Source organism: Novosphingobium subterraneum (assembly GCF_000807925.1).
GTDB lineage: Bacteria > Pseudomonadota > Alphaproteobacteria > Sphingomonadales > Sphingomonadaceae > Novosphingobium > Novosphingobium subterraneum.
Map to the genome: position 1 here is coordinate 1 of NZ_JRVC01000012.1, position 16,466 is coordinate 16,466.

The following is a 16,466-nucleotide window of genomic DNA, read 5'->3' on the forward strand; positions in this document are numbered from 1 at the left end:
TGACCGTGCCCAGCGTTGCCGTGTCGGTCACGGTCAGCGTCACGTCGCCCGCCGCCGCAAGGCCCGTCGCCGTGAGGCTGGCCGCAGTCAGATCGAGCGTGCTGCCGGCGGTGATCGTGCCGCCGGTGATCGCCCGCGTGGCACCCAGGGTCACGCCCTCGCCCGCGCTCAGGCTGTCGAAGGTGAAGTTGCGCGCAGCAACAAGCACCGCCGCCCCCGCATCGGTCGCGCCAATGCGGATGTCGCGCCCCTGGTAGGTCGCCGAGGTTCCGGCATTCACCGCGTTGACCGTTGCGTCGCGGCTGCCCAGCGCGACGCTGGTGCCTGCCGTGATCGTGTCGAGGGTCATGGCACTCGTCGCGGTCAGCACCACCGAGGTGCCGGCGTCGATCGTGCTGCCATTGATCACCACGCCGCCGAGTTGCACCTGCCCGCTTGCGCTGGCAGACGCGAAGGTCACCCGCCCGGTCGTCGCCGCAATGTCGCCGCCAAGCGCGGACACGCTGCCCAGCGTGGCAAGCCCGCCGATGGTCAGCGTCAGGTTCCCCGCTCCGGACTGCAGCGTCGGCACCGCCAGCGTGCCAGCACCGATCGCCAATGCCCCACCGGCCAGCGCAGAATCCAGCACCGCGCCGCCCGTCACGGCAAGCGACAGATCGCCGCCTGCATCGAGCGTGCCTGCCTGCAGGCTGTCGGCGCCGAGCGTCATCGTCGTGCCAGACGTTGCCGAGGCCAGCGTCAGCGCGCCGGTTGCCGTCACGGCGATGCTGGTGCCGGCATCGAGCGTGCCGCCGGTGATCGTCCCGCCTGCCAGCGTGATCCCGCCCGCAGCGCCGATCGCATCGAACGTCAGCAGCGCCGGGTCGATGAACACCGAACCGCCGCTCGAGGTGACCGTGCCCAGCGTTGCCGTGTCGGTCACGGTCAGCGTCACGTCGCCCGCCGCCTCCAGTTGATCAGCAACAAGGTTATCGCCGGTGATGGCAAGCAGACCACCCGCCCTTGCACTCGTGCCTTCGATTGCCTGTGCATCGATCGACAGATCGCCGTCGACAACCAGATCTCCGAACGTGGCCGCAGTCCCAGCAGTGAGGGACAGATTGCCCACATCGGACGCCGAACCCACGTGAAGCGACGTTGCCGCATCGAAGGTGCCATCAAGGCCCGCCAATGTGAGGGTGCCGATGCGGATCTCGGCCGCAGCTGAAACTGCGCTTGTTGCCCCAAGCGAGAGAATGCCTGTGCGCAGCGCACCGGCAGCATCAAAGGTTCCCTCGGTTTCACCGCCGACATCGACGGCTGAAGTCAGCTCACGTGCAGCAACGAGAGAAGCGGCATCGATGTCACCACCGATCGAGAGACCGATGTCACTGACCGTTGCTTCGATATTCCCCGTGCCCGACAGATTGGCAGCGGCTGTCAGACTGACGAAACCGCCTTGCAGCGTGGAACCGCCAAGGAGAGCGATGCCGCCTTGCTGGGACGTGATCGAAAGGCCATCGACCGCCGCGATCTGCGCTACAAGCTCCGGCCCGCCGATCGCTATGTCACTGGTCGCGTAAAGCACGACGGACTTGCCGGATATCGCGCCGTTGGAGCGGATATCGAAAGCCTTGAAATCTCCGTCACCGATGCTGACGAAGTCAGCGGCGTTCACATCGCCGATGCAGATTGCGCCCTCAAGGCAATCGGCATCAAGCGTATCGCCATCGGTCCGACGGATCGACGACCCCGAAATCGCTCCTGTGACATCCGCGCGGAACGAAGCACCGGCAAAGCTGGCCAGCCGAGCATCAATGGCGGCACCCGAAATCTCGATACCGCCCGTGCCAGCATCAATTGCCGAGCCTGCCCCGATTGAAAGGATAGCAATGTTGGTGGGCAAGAGGTCGTAACTTATCGGCTGACCGCCGGCTGCAAAGACCAACCGTTCGGGGACTGACGATGGCCCGGTGTTGGCGAGGAAGCTGTTGTTCCTGCCAATCAGGATATCATTACCGGACCGAACTCCGATGCCCGCTCCGGCTGTGAAAGCAGTGCCATCCAGAGTCAGGACGGTTCCGCCACTGTTGAGATCGAGACTGCCCGAAGCGTTGAAGCGGCCGCCGCCCGAGGCCTCTCCGAGGGTCAGCAAGCCATCGACGTAAAAGTAATCTCCGTCGAGCAGAGCGCCAGCCTCGGCTATGACGTTCGTGCCGGAGATATTGCGGATCGTGGCGTCGTTCCCGGCGCGAACGGCTACGTTGCCATTCGAATAGTATCCGCTGCCAGCATCGCCAGTGATGTTTCCGCCAGCGTAGACGGTGAGATTGCCGAGACCGGCCAATTCGGCCGGACCGACAAGACTGAAATCGCTTGATGCGTCCACGTCGAGATTGCTGCTCGCCTCGATTAGGCGGCAGACCGCTGCGGTGCAGGCATTGCTGACGATATCGATGGTGTCGAATGACGAGAGCCTGATCGCCCCGGCAGAGAAGCGGCCATTGCCCTCGCCGGTCACAACGATGCCGGTATCACTTTGCACATACGCAGTGTCTGCGGCGAGCGATGCACCGTCGGCTAGCGTAATTGCAATGTTGCCGCCGGAGAGCAGGGTCAGCTCTGAATCGACCGCGATTGTCCCGCCGGTGACCGCAATGCCGATCGTTGGATCCAGGCTTGCAGGAAAGCCGGACGCTTCGCCGGTGAAGCTGCTGAAATGCAGGCCACCACCGGCGGCAGTCGCGGAGTTCGACAGCGAGATGCTACCCGGTGCCTGGTTGAAGCCGAAACCGAAATTGACGAAGAACTGTCTGCTCGTGACATCTGCCGTTACGTCGAGGGCAGAAATCTGTCCAAGACCACCGCCGCTATCGTCGCTTGCAGAAAATGCGATTGTTCCCCCCGTGGCGGGAACGGCAGTGGACGTTCCGGGATTGCCCGATCCGCCGGGCCCAGTGCCACTCGTCCCCGCCAGGTTTCTGAACCGGGTAGTGCCTGCCGCCGTGGCGACGAGATCGCCGAAGCTTAGCTTCCCACCCTCTGCGCCCATGGTGATTGCGCCACCGGCTCCAGCCTGCGCAAGTCCGGTATTGCCGCCATTGCCGCCCGCGACCCCGGCTTCGCTGGCCGACGCACCATTGCCGCCCGCACCGCCCAAGCCACCGACACCACTCGCGGTGAGTGTCGTGCCGCCAAACAATCCAAGTGACGCCTCGCCAAGCCGATTGGCCGATAGCCCTATTGTTCCTCCTGAACCTGCACCGCCAGCGCCGCCGTTGCCCCCTGAACCGCCGCTCGATCCAGTTGCATCCACGCCTCGCCCACCGTTGCCGCCAAAGCCCGAAGTTGAAACCGCCAGTCCGCCATCGGTTTCGGCGATTGCGATAGAGCCTTCGAGGTCAGCAAGCAGGTTGAAGACGCCGCCGGAACCGTCACCGCCCGCGCTGCCAGCGGTGCCGTCACCCGAAGCGGAATATCCGGCTCCATCCGCACCAGCACCGCCAGTGCCGTCAACGGTCGCCGACAAGCTACCGAGAGAAATGCTCGAATTGGCCCCCGTGGAAGTGAGAGCAATCAGGCCGCCGCGACCGCGGCCGCCCGTGCCGCCGACCGAGGGTCCGGGCGTGCCGCTGCTGCTGGCATCGACGCGGCCACCGCCAGCACCTCCGAGGCCGCTAGCGATCATGGTCAGGCCATCGAATGCCAGGCTGCCGCCACCCGACGCAGTTGCGGTTATGGCGCCACCCGAACCGTCCGCCCCATTGCCGCCATCGCCTTGTGCGACGCCGCCGAACAATGCAGAGTTTCCACCAAGCCCGCCATTTCCGGCTCGACCGGAGGCTTCTATCGCGGGGCCCGAAACCGTCAGCGTTCCGAGGTTTGCTGCGGCGAACGCAACCTCTCCGCCTATGGCCTCGCCGCCATCTCCGCCAAGACCTGCGCCAGCGGCGTCGGCTCCGCCGTTGCCGCCGTTGCCGCCGACGCCTGCCGCAGACAATGCTGCACCGGTTACGGTTAGTCCTGTACCGGATCCCCCGGAAGCCACCTCGACCCGACCACCAATGCCCGAACCGCCTTGTCCGCCATTGCCGCCGGATTGCCCATCACCACCCGCGGCACCCCTGCCTTCGGCGGTTATGGTGAGATCGCCAAGTGCCGTCGTGCCCGCGCCAACCAGAAGACGGCCAATGCCGCCAGTACCATTGCCACCATTGCCCCCGTTCGTCCCAGCTTCGCTAATGGCACCGATACCGTCGGCGGATAGGGTCACTGTGCGGAGATAGTCGAGCGACGTGGAAGCGCCGAAGTCGGCAGCAATCTCGAATATTGCCGTGCCGCCGGTGCCGCTGCCGCCACTTCCTCCGAAAAAGGCATCATTGGCATCGTTGATGAAGTTTCCGGCACGTCCGCCAATGCCGGTCGCATCGACTGCGATGATCCCAGCATCGAACACGCCAGAGAGGTATCTGATGGTCGCAGTTCCGCCAACGCCGTCTCCTCCGGGACCTGAGTACTGGGGAGTACCTGATCCGAAGGAATAGCCACCAAGCCCGCCATTGCCGATCGCCCTTACCTCGACCTGAGGCGGGACATCGCGATATGGAACAGTAGCTGACAACGAGCCGCCATCGATCGTGACGAGCGCCGCCCCGCCGGTGCCGAGTCCCCCCTGCCCCGGTTGCAGCGTTCCACCGAAATCGTAACCGCCGTTCCCGAAGTAACTGATACCGCCGTAAATCGGATCCGAAATCGGCGTGTTGCCATTGGCTTCAACCAGAAGGGAGTCCGTGCGGATCGTTCCGGACGTGAGAGTTGCAGTTGCATCACCGCCGGTGCCAGCGCCGCCAACGCCGCCATCAATGTCGAGGTCCGTGTATGCTCCATCGCCACCATAACCTGATGCGGTGACAGTGATACTGGGTACGGAAACCAAGCCGCCGCTGACGTTCAGCGCTGCCGATCCGCCAAGGCCGAGCCCACCGGCGCCCGGTCCCGCACCGGCCACGTTCCGGCCAGTGCCGCCTTCGCCTGTTGCGCTGATGTCGAGCGTGCTCGTCGCAAATGTGCCATCCGTAATGGTGAAAGTTGCCGTTCCACCGACCCCGCTGGCGCCGTCTCCCGCCTGAGCGCCAAGACTGGTGCGGGCGGATTCAAATGCTGCCCCGCCTTGGCCGAGACTGGACACAGTGACCTGCGCCCCCGTGAACGATGAAGTCTTGCCAGACTGGGTGAAAGTGACGTCTCCGCCTGTTCCGACACCCGAAAGCCCCGCTACGTCATCTCTTCGGCCTGCGCCCCCGATCGAACGCATCGTCAGGTCACCCGAATAGGATGAATCGGCGAGCGTGAAGCCCACTGCGCCACCGGTTCCGCTCCCGCCGTCGAAACCGCTCCCGCCGCTTGCCTGCGAGCGCAATGACGCTCCGAAGTCAACGATTGCCGAAGACCCGTTGCGCAAGATCGCCGTGACAGTGCCGGACTGGGCGTCCTCTCCGCTCTCGTAAGAGCTCGCATCGGTTGTCAGGCTCAGATATCCGGTGCGCAGCGTGCTGGCGTCGCTGACGAACGAGACATTGGCCGACCGCTGTGTTCCCAAAGCATTACTGCCGTGCGCCGACAGATACACACTTGCGCCCGCCGTATCGAGCTGGGCGTTATTTGTAAGATTGAGCGACACCGTGTTCGGGTCGATCAGATCGCCATAAGCACTCGATCCAAGATTGATGTAATTGGAGAAATTCCCCCCGTTAGTGAGGATTGAGGTCGCTAGATTGGCATTGTCCAACGACAGCGACACGTTGCCGAGCGAAGCGATGCCTCCATCGCTGGCCGAAGCATAGTTCGACGCATTGATCGAACCGGTCTGAAACCGTGTCGGGATGCCAGAAAAGCTGACGGATACCGCTCCAGCAGTGGCATCAAGTGGAGACTGATCGCTGCCGGAGTAGGTGATCGCATCTGAATGGAGCGAGAGTGAGCGCGATGCATAAGCACCACCGGACACCGACAAGGATACATCACCCGATGTGGCATTGCCGCCACTGATCGCCTGCTGACCACTGAAAAAGCCGTGGCTCGCGGTCGACGAAATGGTGACGTCACCGAACGAGACACTGTTGCTGGTCGAACCGACGGGAGCGGAAACCTGGATTGCCGCTGAACCCGACGTGGCACTTCCTGTCGAAAGAGCGCCGACTCCCGAGGTGGCGTCGCTCAGCAAAGAGGTCGAATTCGCAAAGACACTGCCGTTGGTAACCGTCAGCGAGACATTGCCCGCAACGGCGTCGTCACCGACCGTGTCAGGCAACAGCGCATCGCCGTTCATTGGATCGGTCTGGATCGCTCCGATCGCGGTCGATGTCAGACTCAGGCCTCCGCTCACGGAGAGTCCCGCCTCTCCCGCCACAGATACCGCTACGTTGCCCGCCTTGGCGCCATTCGCCGATGCCAGCGACAGCCCACCATCGACGGAAACGAAATTGCCGTTGTCAATCTTGGCAGACAGATCGCCGCGCGCGTCAAATGTGGCGCTGCCGTTCACGACCGTCGATGAAGTGGTCGCGTCAATTTCAATGCCACCGCTGGCACGACCGACGAGCGTGTTGGTCGATCCCTCGGAACCGATCGTGAGGTTCGAGACGACAAGGGAAGCATCGTTGCCCACGATCGCATTCGGATCGATAGCGCCCGACGCAATATTGTACCCTGCCGAGAGCACGACCGAACCATCCACCACTTCGGCGGTCGTCGCGCTGTCATAGCCCATCCGTCCCGAGACCATGGCGGTCATCGCCTGGTTCTTGGGAACCGCAACGAGGTAAACCCCGTGGTTTGCATCGGTCGAGTTAGTGTTTGCGGCCCACGTGGTGCTGCCGGTATGCGAGACCCCGGCATCATCGGTCGACCCACTATCGACCACGATGTCGAATAGCCCGTTGTTGATCGTCAGGGTCGCCGCCTCTGCGGCAACGAATGCGGCGGAACCGTTTACCCGAACTGTGCCTGCCTGATCGACCCGCGGCGCTACCAGCGCAACGTAGCTGCTGTTGAACAGCGTGGCGTTGATCTGCGCGCCCGACTGAATCGTAACGGACGACTTGGGATCGAGGGCAGCGCCGAAACGTATCTCGTTCTTGTCGCCATACAGACGAGTACCCTCAGCAGTCACCGGGTCAACCGTGATGGGCAGCGACGTGAGCACAAGGCTGCCGACATTGAAGACGCCCTTCGCCCCCACGACCCAACCGCCGGCATTGTAGAACCAGATCCTGCCAAGCGGATCCGAAGAGACTGTTCCGGATATCGAGAGTGGACCAGTCGTCGCCGTGTCCGTGACGCGGTTCAGGACAGTGAATGGCGTGCCGGTGTCGGCGTTGAACCGCAGGGTCATGCCTTCGGGCAGGAACTCGCCGGACGGACTGGTAATGGCCCAGTCGATCAGGGCCTCGTTCGCATTGACAAAGATCGTGTCGGTGTTGGTGCCGTTGAAGACCGGCGCACTGGCGCCAAACTGGACCGTTGCCGTACCCTGCACCGCCTGTGCGCGGACCTGCGCGGGCGCAGTCGCAAGCGCCAGCGATGTTGCCCCGCAGGATATTCCGCTCAAGAGCTTGGCCAAGGATAGTTTGCGCATTTTCGGGCTTGTGCTTTCAGGCGAATGGGCAGGCGAACGGGCCATCACAGCCTCCACGGCAGGAGCTGGAACGAAAGATTGAGCATGAAGCGGGCCTTGCCCTTGACGTCCAATCCCAGTGGATTGTGCAGGGGCACCGCCACGCCGGCATCCAGACGAATGGAATCCTTGATTGCAGCCCGCAGGCCCCCGCCGACCGAAATCACCTTCTGCGGATCGATCCCATCGAATGCGGCGTCATTGTTCCACACCCACGCCGCATCGGCGAAGGCGTAAGGCTGGAAAGCACTGCCACCGGCAACCTTGGGCAAGAGCGATCCCAGCCGGATCTCGCCGCGCACGCCAACGCCGCTGTCGCCGATCACGGCACCGGGATCATAGCCCCTGCCCACGGTGTAGTTGCCACCGGAGAATTCTTCATAGGAAAGGAGCCTGTCGGGCGAGTATTGGGCACGGGGCTGAATACTGAGCGTAACCTTGCGCACCGGACGGTAATCGAAAACACCAGAAGCTCGCAGGACAAAGCCCTTTGCGGTACCCTCGATCCGGCTCGGTGTAACCTTTCCGAAGCCGCGGCAACTGGGCGCATTGGCACCAACGCAGCCCTTGGTGGCGTCGAGGACATCAAGCCCCTGTCGGGCTTCTAGAGTCAGTCCCCACGACCAGTGCGGTTCGAACGGCGTGAAGCCGTCGCGGCCTGTCAGGCTCGGTCGGCTGATACCGCTGGCCTCGGTCCTGGCGTAGATCACCCGCAAGCGATCGCGGTTCAGCGGAATGCTGCCGAAGTCGAGATCCTGATTGGATATCTGTCCCCCCGCTGCAATCGACAGGTTGTATGCCTGTGACCGGACGAGCGGAAAGCTGCCCTCCAGCGATGCCGACAGTGTCCTCGAATGAAAGTCGGCCCGCGAGTCCGTCACAGTCGGATTGGTCCAACCGTACGTAAAGTCACCCCGAAGTGCGAAACCTTCTCCTCCAAGCCGCATCTCGTGGCCAAGTTGAAGCACCTTCTGCTCATGAAGGTCGGTGGTGGCAAAAAAGCTCGCCGTGGTGGAATCGCCCAGCCCCGTCAGCCCGTTGAACTGCACCCTCGCAAGTCCACTGTACCGACCGACTGCGCGAGAGCCGTAGTTCTGCAACCCGATTTCAGCATAGGCTGGCATCCTCCGCACGGAAACCTCGCCCACGACTTCGCCCGGCGACCCTTCCAGCGGGCGAAGCGCCAGCCGCACATCCATGCCAGGCAGGTCCTTCGCCAGTAGCAGGTAACGCTCTGCGCGACGGGTGTTGAATACGGGATCTCTGGTCAGCTTCTGGAGGTACCTGAGGAGCGCCTGTTCGGACCGCCCCACGTCACCTTTGACCTGCACGCGCTTGAGATGGGCAAGGAGCACATCCAGCCGGACGGTTCCTCCATCAATTTTTTGCGGCGGCACCTGCACCGCGGCGAGATATCCGGCCTGGCGCAGCTTGGTCGCGGCGCGATCACGAATTTCGCAGATCACCGATACCGGCTGCTCCGCTCCGACAAACTCTGCATAGCTGTCCGCGAGATCGAACCCCGCAAGATCCTGCATGCCGGTGAAGGTGACGGACGAAAGCTTGAAGCGGATCCCGGCGAAATCGGGAGCAGCAAGAGGGCATGGCGCGCGTTCGACTTCGGATGTGTCAACCGTGACCGGGCCACTCCGATTGAGCGTTCCTTCTGCTACCCCACGCTGGATTTCTTCGCGCGTAGGGGGCTGAACGTTACTCGGAGGAAGCGACTGGGCGAGCGCGGTGCTCACCGAAAAGGATAGGGTCAGAAGAGGAAACAGGCCTGCCGCGGCTGTCCCGCGAAGCCTGAAGAACCAGGCTTTGCCACGGAAACGAACTGGTATCGTGCCCCCGGGCAAGGGCAAAACAGCAACAGGATCGGCCATTTGAGTCGAATCTCCACAGGCGCGACCCGTGATGACTTAACTTGTTGGCCCGGTAAGGCTCTGTAATGTTGGGAATGACCTGTGGTGGAGAATCACCCTAAGTAGTTCCACTATGGATGTTGCTCTTGTATCTCCGGTTCTGCAAGAGTTGCCGCGAGCCAATCGAATTGCGCTTTGCAACCGTTGTCCAGCAACAACGTGCCCAATGACGCGGCATCGGCTGGAACGTCCTCAGGTTCAAGCATGACGATCCGGAACTCTGCCGCTTTGTCCGGCGCCGTTTCATCGTAGATACGGTAGGTCCGCCCTTCCTGCGGGGCGAGCATGGTCTTGGGCCAGGCAATACCCACGGTCTTGGGCGGCCACTGCATGCGCACCATCTCGCCGCCCGCACTTTCGGTCAGCCAGGTGAAGCTCCGTGCCTTGGCCTCCGCTCGCCAAAGATAAAGGTCGCTCCCCCGCGGAACACAGACGTTTCCGCCCTCGCTGGTGTCCGCCAGCCAGATGCTTACGGGCAGAACGTTTTCGCCCGAGGTATCCCCGGCCCCGCGCACGGCTCCCGCCCTGACGGACGCAGGATTGCTGAGAGACCGAGCCAGCAGCGCCGCTGCACTGCGATCACGGTTAACTGCATTGTCGAGCGTGAAGGTGCCAACGCCCCTGAGAACCCTCGTCCCGGCCTTGTCCAGCACGGTAACCACGTCGCCGGCTTTCAGCACCACTTGTGCATTCGCCGGGAGCCGCTTGCCCTTTGGGTATGAGGCGGCAGACGGACCGGTCGATCGCACGACAACGGCCTGTGCGAAGGCGCTGCTCGATATTGCCGCAAAAGCTGAGGCAACTACGATACTGAACGTGACCAGTCCCTTGCGACGCATTGGTCAGCCTCCGGCTTGCGTTGATTGGGCGAGGTTCGCAAGGAGGTCGAGCTGCGCGTTGCAGCCCTTGTCCGCCATGGCTCCTGCCACCTCAAGTTCGTCAGACGGGACATTCGTCATGACCATGGTGCGGATCTTTACCGGCGCGCCCACGGCATTGCTGAAAGTGTAGGTCTGCCCGTCGACGACGGGCACGCTCGCGGCCGGCCAGACCTTGAGCGCACTCCCGGCACGCCATGTTACATCAGCGGAACTTCCGTCCTGCGAAAGCAGCTTGCCCGTGCCCTCCTCAACTTTCTCCGGACGCCAAAGCACGACCGTTGCAGGATCGGCAATGCAATAGGTCCCGCCCTTGCTGACGTCGATGTACCAGACGTTTTCCGGGCCGGTCGGCGCAGCCATCGCCGGAGCGCTTGCCGCGCCGCGCACAGCCCCGGTTCGCGTACGCGACGCGCCGCCGCGGGCCATCATCGCAGCGAGCTGCGTCCCTGCTGCCGCATCGCGGTTGACCTCGCCGTTGAGGGCGAACGTTCCAGGACCGTTGAGAACTCGTGTACCGGCCTTGTCGAGAACCGTCACATGGTCGCCGGACTTCAAGACAACCGATGCTCCAGCGGGCAACTTGCGCCCCTGCGGATAGGAACCTGCCGAAGGTCCGGTTGAACGGACCACAACCGATTGCGCCATGGCCTGGCCTGCCAGTGCAAGCACGGCAATGGCCGAAGCGCCCGCCACCAGGGCGCGCAACTGCTTGCCATCAACCAAGAACATAACTCTCTCCCTTGTGCGTCTGCCGCAACCTCTGGATCAAATTCATCATCGCATCATCATGGACCGATTCGAGAATTGTGTCTGTGAGAGCTTTCACACGTTCCACCTCTCCCCGCGCGTGCGCCTCTACCGCCGCGATCGCAAGTCTGCGCTGTTCCGCAGGCATGTCCGGAACCGGTTCGAAAATTTCGACAGGTGTCTTGCGCCCCCGCAGCGTGACAGCCCCCATGGGACGGAACCAATCCAGGCCAGATCGCTCCGCCGCTTCTCGGCTGACGAGTACGCGCGTATCCAGAGGCTTGTTGGCCCCCTCGAGGCGGGCGGCAGTGTTCATGGCATCGCCAAGCGCGGTGTACTGGATCCGACCTTCCCCCCCGAAATTGCCGACGACCGCCTCACCGTAATGGACCCCCACGCGGGTCCGGCCAATCTTGGGCACACCTTCAGGTACCGACTTTCGAAACTCCTCGCCCGCCAGGTACATCGCCCATGCGGCCTTCACTGCGCGCTCACCATCATCGGGGTATGCAATCGGAGCCCCCCAGAAGGCGACCACGGCATCACCTACGAACTTGTCGAGCGTACCGCCATACTCGAGTACCACTGCACTGAGCCGGTCGAGGTAATCGTTCAGCAATCGCGCGATCATTTCCGGCTCGACTGCATGGGTCAGCTTGGTGAAGCCTTCGAGGTCGCTGAAAAGACAGAATATCTCGCGCTTTTCTCCGTGAAGCGAGAGACGGTCCGGGTTGCGCATGATCTCTGATGCAACCGATCGGGGAAGGTACTTGCCAAGTGCGCCCTGGGCGAACTCGCGCTGCGCTGCATTGATGGCTCGCAAGCCTGAACTGATGGCAGTGTAGGCTATCAACCAGCCGATCAGCCAGCCCGTCGCCGGCAAGTCCAGCGTGTCATATCCCGCCCGCTCCACCAGGAACGGCACGGCGAGGAACAGCGAGAACTGCGCAAGTACGCCGATCGCCAGGACCCAGGTGCGGGTCTGGACCATGGCCGTGGCAGCGCCAAGCGCAACGGCAAGGATGCCAGCCAGGATCTTGAGACCCATCGCGGGTCGCTGCTTCCAGGCCCTGTCCAGGAGTTGCGCAAGCATCGAGGCGTGGACTTCGACGCCGATCATCCGCGTTTCGCCGGTCACGGGATTACCGGTGCGGGTAAAGGGCGTGTCAAACTGGTCGAAATCCGAAAAATCGCCGCCAATCAGGACATAGCGACCCCTGATCGCGTCTGCGACCAAGGGCGCCGTCTCGGGATCGGCAACGAGATCGATCGGAATCTTGTCGAACACCGGCCGATCGCTCGCCGAGGGCACCCGATAGCGGATCGGTCCTGTAAAGCTCGCAAACCGAGCATCGGCATCGGCACCGCCCTGCGTCAAAGCGATGGAAAGCAGAGGCGGCAAACCCGGATATTGTCGAGGCCAGCGGCGGGCAACGCCGTCCGTGTCCGTCTCGAGAAGGATCGAGGCCGGCTTTGTCATCACACCACCTGCACTTTGCATGAAGGCGCGCAGGTCCTGCTCCTGCTCGTACGTGATGGCTTCCGGATTGGTGCGGTTATCAGCAAACGCCAGAAAGACAGGAGTCTTCATGCCCCTCAGCGACGCTCTCAAGAGGTCATCGTCATCCTGCGGGCTGTCGAACAGGACGTCGATACCGATGCCCTTCGCTCCCAGTTGGTCAATCTGCCCGAGTGCTTTCGCCAGGATCGTCCGATCGACCGGAGAGATCTGTCCCGTCGCACGATTTGTATCGGCTGTGTAAACGACCAGGGTGACACGCTTGTCGGTATCGGTCGGCGGGGCAAAATTGGCTGCCCGCAGATCGTAGAGGGCTGCTTCCGCATCACGCAAAAGCGGCAACCGCCAACTGTTCAAGGCAATGAACAGTGCCAGGGCCAACAGGACCAGTGCCACGAAACTGCGCTGCCAGCCGAGCTGCGACAAGCTGCGTCGCGCCGTCCTGCCAATCTCGCGCGGTTCATCTTTGGCCGCGCGCGGCTCTTTGGCCATGCGTTAAATTCCCTCCGTTATCATTGAGGGCGCGCCCGCTTTGCCCTCCACAGATGCAGCCATCCGCGCGCCTTGCGATACGAGCGGCCTCGCTCCGTCTCCGATAACTGCAAAGCCGGCCCAATAATAAGGGTGAGATGTATCGACATCGGACATGAGCCCCTGCTGCGCCTTGAGCAAAGCCTCTCCGGACGGCGTGCCGGGAGCAGCTGCGAACAGTCCGTTGATCAGTCGCGCCGTGGCATCGAAGTCGTCGGGCGCCGGCCAATGGCTGGCAAGTACAGATCGACTCCCGGCACCGATGAACGCACGGACCAGACCTTCCAGCGCTGACCCGCCACCTGTGGCAAGGCCAGTCTCGCGCGTGGCGATCACGTCCGCTTCACCTGCCGTATCGCAGGCGGAAAGGATGACCATGTCGGCATCGAGCTTCAGATCGAATATCTCGGCAAAGCTGAGCAGGCCGTCCGAACCCTGCGCGCCGAACGACGTGACAAGCGCTGGCCGTGCCGCGCACGACGGCTGCGGCGGCGTGACGAGGCCATGCGTCGCGAAATGGAGGATCCGGAAATTGTCGAGGTCGACCCGCGATTTGATCGCAGTGTCCGAAAAGGCCGGACCGACCATCAGATCAGTCCCCTGGCCTGATAGCAGCATCCGGGCCTTGAGAAGCTCGGCCTCGGAGATGGGCCTGCTCCACGTCGTTAGCGGCCAATCGCAATCGTTGCCTGCCGCCCCATCGCTTCCCCGCACCCTCGGACCAACTTGCCCGCTTGATTGAACAACCGCAGCGTTGCGGCCCATGCCGAGATAGGCTTCGTGCGCCTTCGAAGCAGGCTGCTTCCGGGCATCCATGAAGGACCGTGCCGAAACGGCAGTGGAGACGAGCTTGTCCTTTGCCAGCCATTGCACCGCTCGCAGATCGAACGGATCGCCCGCCGGGCTTTCGGCCTGCTGAAGATAGTCCTGCGCCGACCCCTCGTCGGCAATCAGGACATTGACCGGCAATTTCAGCATCGCCCCGTCTGGTTCAAAGATCAGATGCTTGGCTGCCTGCAAATCCGATGCAACAGGACCAAACAATGCCTTGTAGACGGCTACCGCCTCTTTTGCCGCAAAAGTCCCGGTCACATACTGCTTGCCATCGAAGCGCGAGATGGAGTCACGAATCGCCTTGACCGATGCGTCCAGTTCCGCCGAAGTGATTGGCGCCCGATAACCAACGGCCTTGTCCTTGTTCGCGAAGAACACGAACACATCCTGACCAAGGACGGCCATCTTGGCATAGGCCTCGTTCGGCGCGAGGCCTTCCTGAAGCTCCTTCTGTCCAATTACCCGCTGCGTCACAACGCGGTAGCGCGCATAGTTGGCAAGTTCGATGACGGTTGCCTGTTCCTGCGCTTCGAGTTCGTTGACCCGTTTTGCGGCATCCGCAATCTCGTCACTCCGGGCTGATGCATCATCCAGTCGCTGCAAGGCCGCATAAGTCATGCGGGCGCGCTCAATGGCGCGCGTCAGGCTGTTGGATTGCCGGAACAGCCGGGCTGCTTCGTCGCTGCCTCCTGATAGTTCGCGCGATAGCACGGCCTGTGTTTCGGCAACGCCTGGACGCACCAGCACTTGTGACGCCTGGAAGAAGGCATCGCTCGTTGCCGCGTCGCCGCTCATCCTCGCTGCTAGCAGATCAAAATAGGGGGACATCTGCCGTGAAAGGCCGGAAAGACCATTCTCGCGCTCGACAGAACGGGCCACGACCTGGCGATATAACGGCTCTGCTTCGGCCGGGCGGCCATGACGCATCAGGTAGGCTGCCAGCCTCGCCTGGGCCGCTGCCATGCTGCGGGTTTCCGGGTATTGAACGCTAACGATCTCTAGCGCAGAGCGCAGCAGCGCTTCTGCGTCAGAGATGCGCCCCTCGTCTTCGGCGATCGTTGCCAGCTCGTTCAGAACTTGCGCGCGCATCCGCACGATCGAGACGACGCGGCCGTTGCGCACCGCCAAGGCCCGAGCCTGCGCCTGTTCCAACGCGGCGCGAGCCTCGACCTTGCGCCCCACAAGACGCAGCGCCGTTCCGCGCAACTGGAGGCTCTGTGCATCCAGAATTGTGGCTCGTTCGTCATCTGTCAGCCGCAGATCATCGACCAATCCCATGGCGTTGGCCGTCAGATCCGAGGCGTTGATCCGTCGCGAAACCGAAGGCGTAAGTTCCATGGTGGCGCGCAGGCTGTCCGCGCCCATGGCGCTCGTCTGCCGCAGGGGCTGGCCCAGCCGGTCCAACGCCTGAGCATACCTTTCCTGATTGAGCAGGTGAATGGCTTCGTAATTGCGACGCAACCGTTCCACCACGCCGCTACCGGCGGGCATTGCAGCGGCTTCGGAAAACAGGCGGTCTGCTTCGGCAAACTGGCCAAGGTTGGAGCGTTGCAGGCCAGCGTTTACAAGGAACTCGACGCGATCGATCGGAACATCGCCTGTCGAAGCCTGCCGCTGGTCCAATGTCTCGAAGTATGCCGCGGCCTCGGCGTAATCGCCAGAATTGTTGCGACGATAACCTTCTGCCAGCGCTGTTGCTGGATCAAGCGTTAGGGCCTGTATCCGGGCATAAGCTTCGGTGTCGTTGATGGAAGTCGTGGCAATCTCGATCGGCTCGTCCAAAATACGATCCGCATAGATCGACCGCAGAGCCAGATCGAGCGCACCGTGATAGGCGGAGAAGCCTTCCACCACGAATGTCGTGTTGCCTCTGGCCACGCTCACCACTTCGTAGGCCAGATCAGGGTCTTTCCACCGGCAATCCGTCCGCATGCGCCCAGCAACGGACGCGCGGCTGGCGTCTAGGCAGGTGACCTTCTGGCGACGCCGATCTGCCAGACGGGCAAGTTCATCGTCCTGGCCATGCCGCAGGGCAAATACATATCCAACCGGCAGGGCGGAATCCCGGCAGACGATGGCCCATGTCCTGTCCAGGGGCGATCGGTTGGCCTGATCCGTCGTGCGCGACTGGACCTGGCAAAGTGCCTTGCTGCCGCCCGATCCGAGAGGGAAACTGTCGCGCAGGAGCAGCGATTCCTCAGCTGCCACCGCGTGGCCAACCGAAGGGCCGCACACCACTGCAAGCGCAGCAACGCCCGTTGCCAGTCTAATTCCGAAGCTCGCCAATCGGTTACGCATCGCCTGCTCCCTTAGCCCGGCCTTCACGATCCACGTGAAGACCAAGACCACTGCATCGAATTACTGCGTATCCCGAAGAC

The 16,466-nt window shown here is 62.6% G+C and carries 6 protein-coding genes; all 6 read right to left on the bottom strand.

Going from position 1 to position 16,466, the window contains the following annotated elements:
- A partial coding sequence (locus NJ75_RS23365) for a hypothetical protein (protein ID WP_211257942.1) occupies window positions 1-7,615 on the bottom strand: 7,615 nt, incomplete at its 3' end.
- A 44-nt stretch (window positions 7,616-7,659) separates the two neighbouring features.
- Window positions 7,660-9,402 (bottom strand): ShlB/FhaC/HecB family hemolysin secretion/activation protein, encoded by a 1,743-nt coding sequence (locus tag NJ75_RS12600; RefSeq protein ID WP_169745718.1) that lies wholly within the window; start codon window positions 9,400-9,402, stop codon window positions 7,660-7,662.
- A gap of 245 nt (window positions 9,403-9,647) precedes the next feature.
- Window positions 9,648-10,415 (bottom strand): hypothetical protein, encoded by a 768-nt coding sequence (locus tag NJ75_RS23370; protein WP_052242440.1) that lies wholly within the window; start codon window positions 10,413-10,415, stop codon window positions 9,648-9,650.
- Between the two features lie 3 nt (window positions 10,416-10,418).
- Window positions 10,419-11,186, bottom strand: coding sequence for a hypothetical protein (locus NJ75_RS12610; protein ID WP_039335029.1), 768 nt, complete (start codon window positions 11,184-11,186; stop codon window positions 10,419-10,421).
- Window positions 11,173-13,215, bottom strand: coding sequence for an adenylate/guanylate cyclase domain-containing protein (locus tag NJ75_RS12615; RefSeq protein ID WP_039335032.1), 2,043 nt, complete (start codon window positions 13,213-13,215; stop codon window positions 11,173-11,175). The genes NJ75_RS12610 and NJ75_RS12615 overlap by 14 nt, the downstream gene beginning before the upstream one ends.
- A gap of 3 nt (window positions 13,216-13,218) precedes the next feature.
- Entirely contained in the window at window positions 13,219-16,386 is a 3,168-nt protein-coding gene (locus NJ75_RS12620; RefSeq protein WP_156135787.1) for a CHAT domain-containing protein, read from the bottom strand.
- Window positions 16,387-16,466: the final 80 nt, after the last annotated feature.

Coding starts and splice junctions, on each gene's coding strand:
- NJ75_RS12620 (WP_156135787.1), bottom strand. CDS start 16,386: ATGCGTAACCGATTGGCGAGCTTCGGAATTAGACTGGCAACGGGCGTT.
- NJ75_RS12610 (WP_039335029.1), bottom strand. CDS start 11,186: ATGTTCTTGGTTGATGGCAAGCAGTTGCGCGCCCTGGTGGCGGGCGCT.
- NJ75_RS12615 (WP_039335032.1), bottom strand. CDS start 13,215: ATGGCCAAAGAGCCGCGCGCGGCCAAAGATGAACCGCGCGAGATTGGC.
- NJ75_RS23370 (WP_052242440.1), bottom strand. CDS start 10,415: ATGCGTCGCAAGGGACTGGTCACGTTCAGTATCGTAGTTGCCTCAGCT.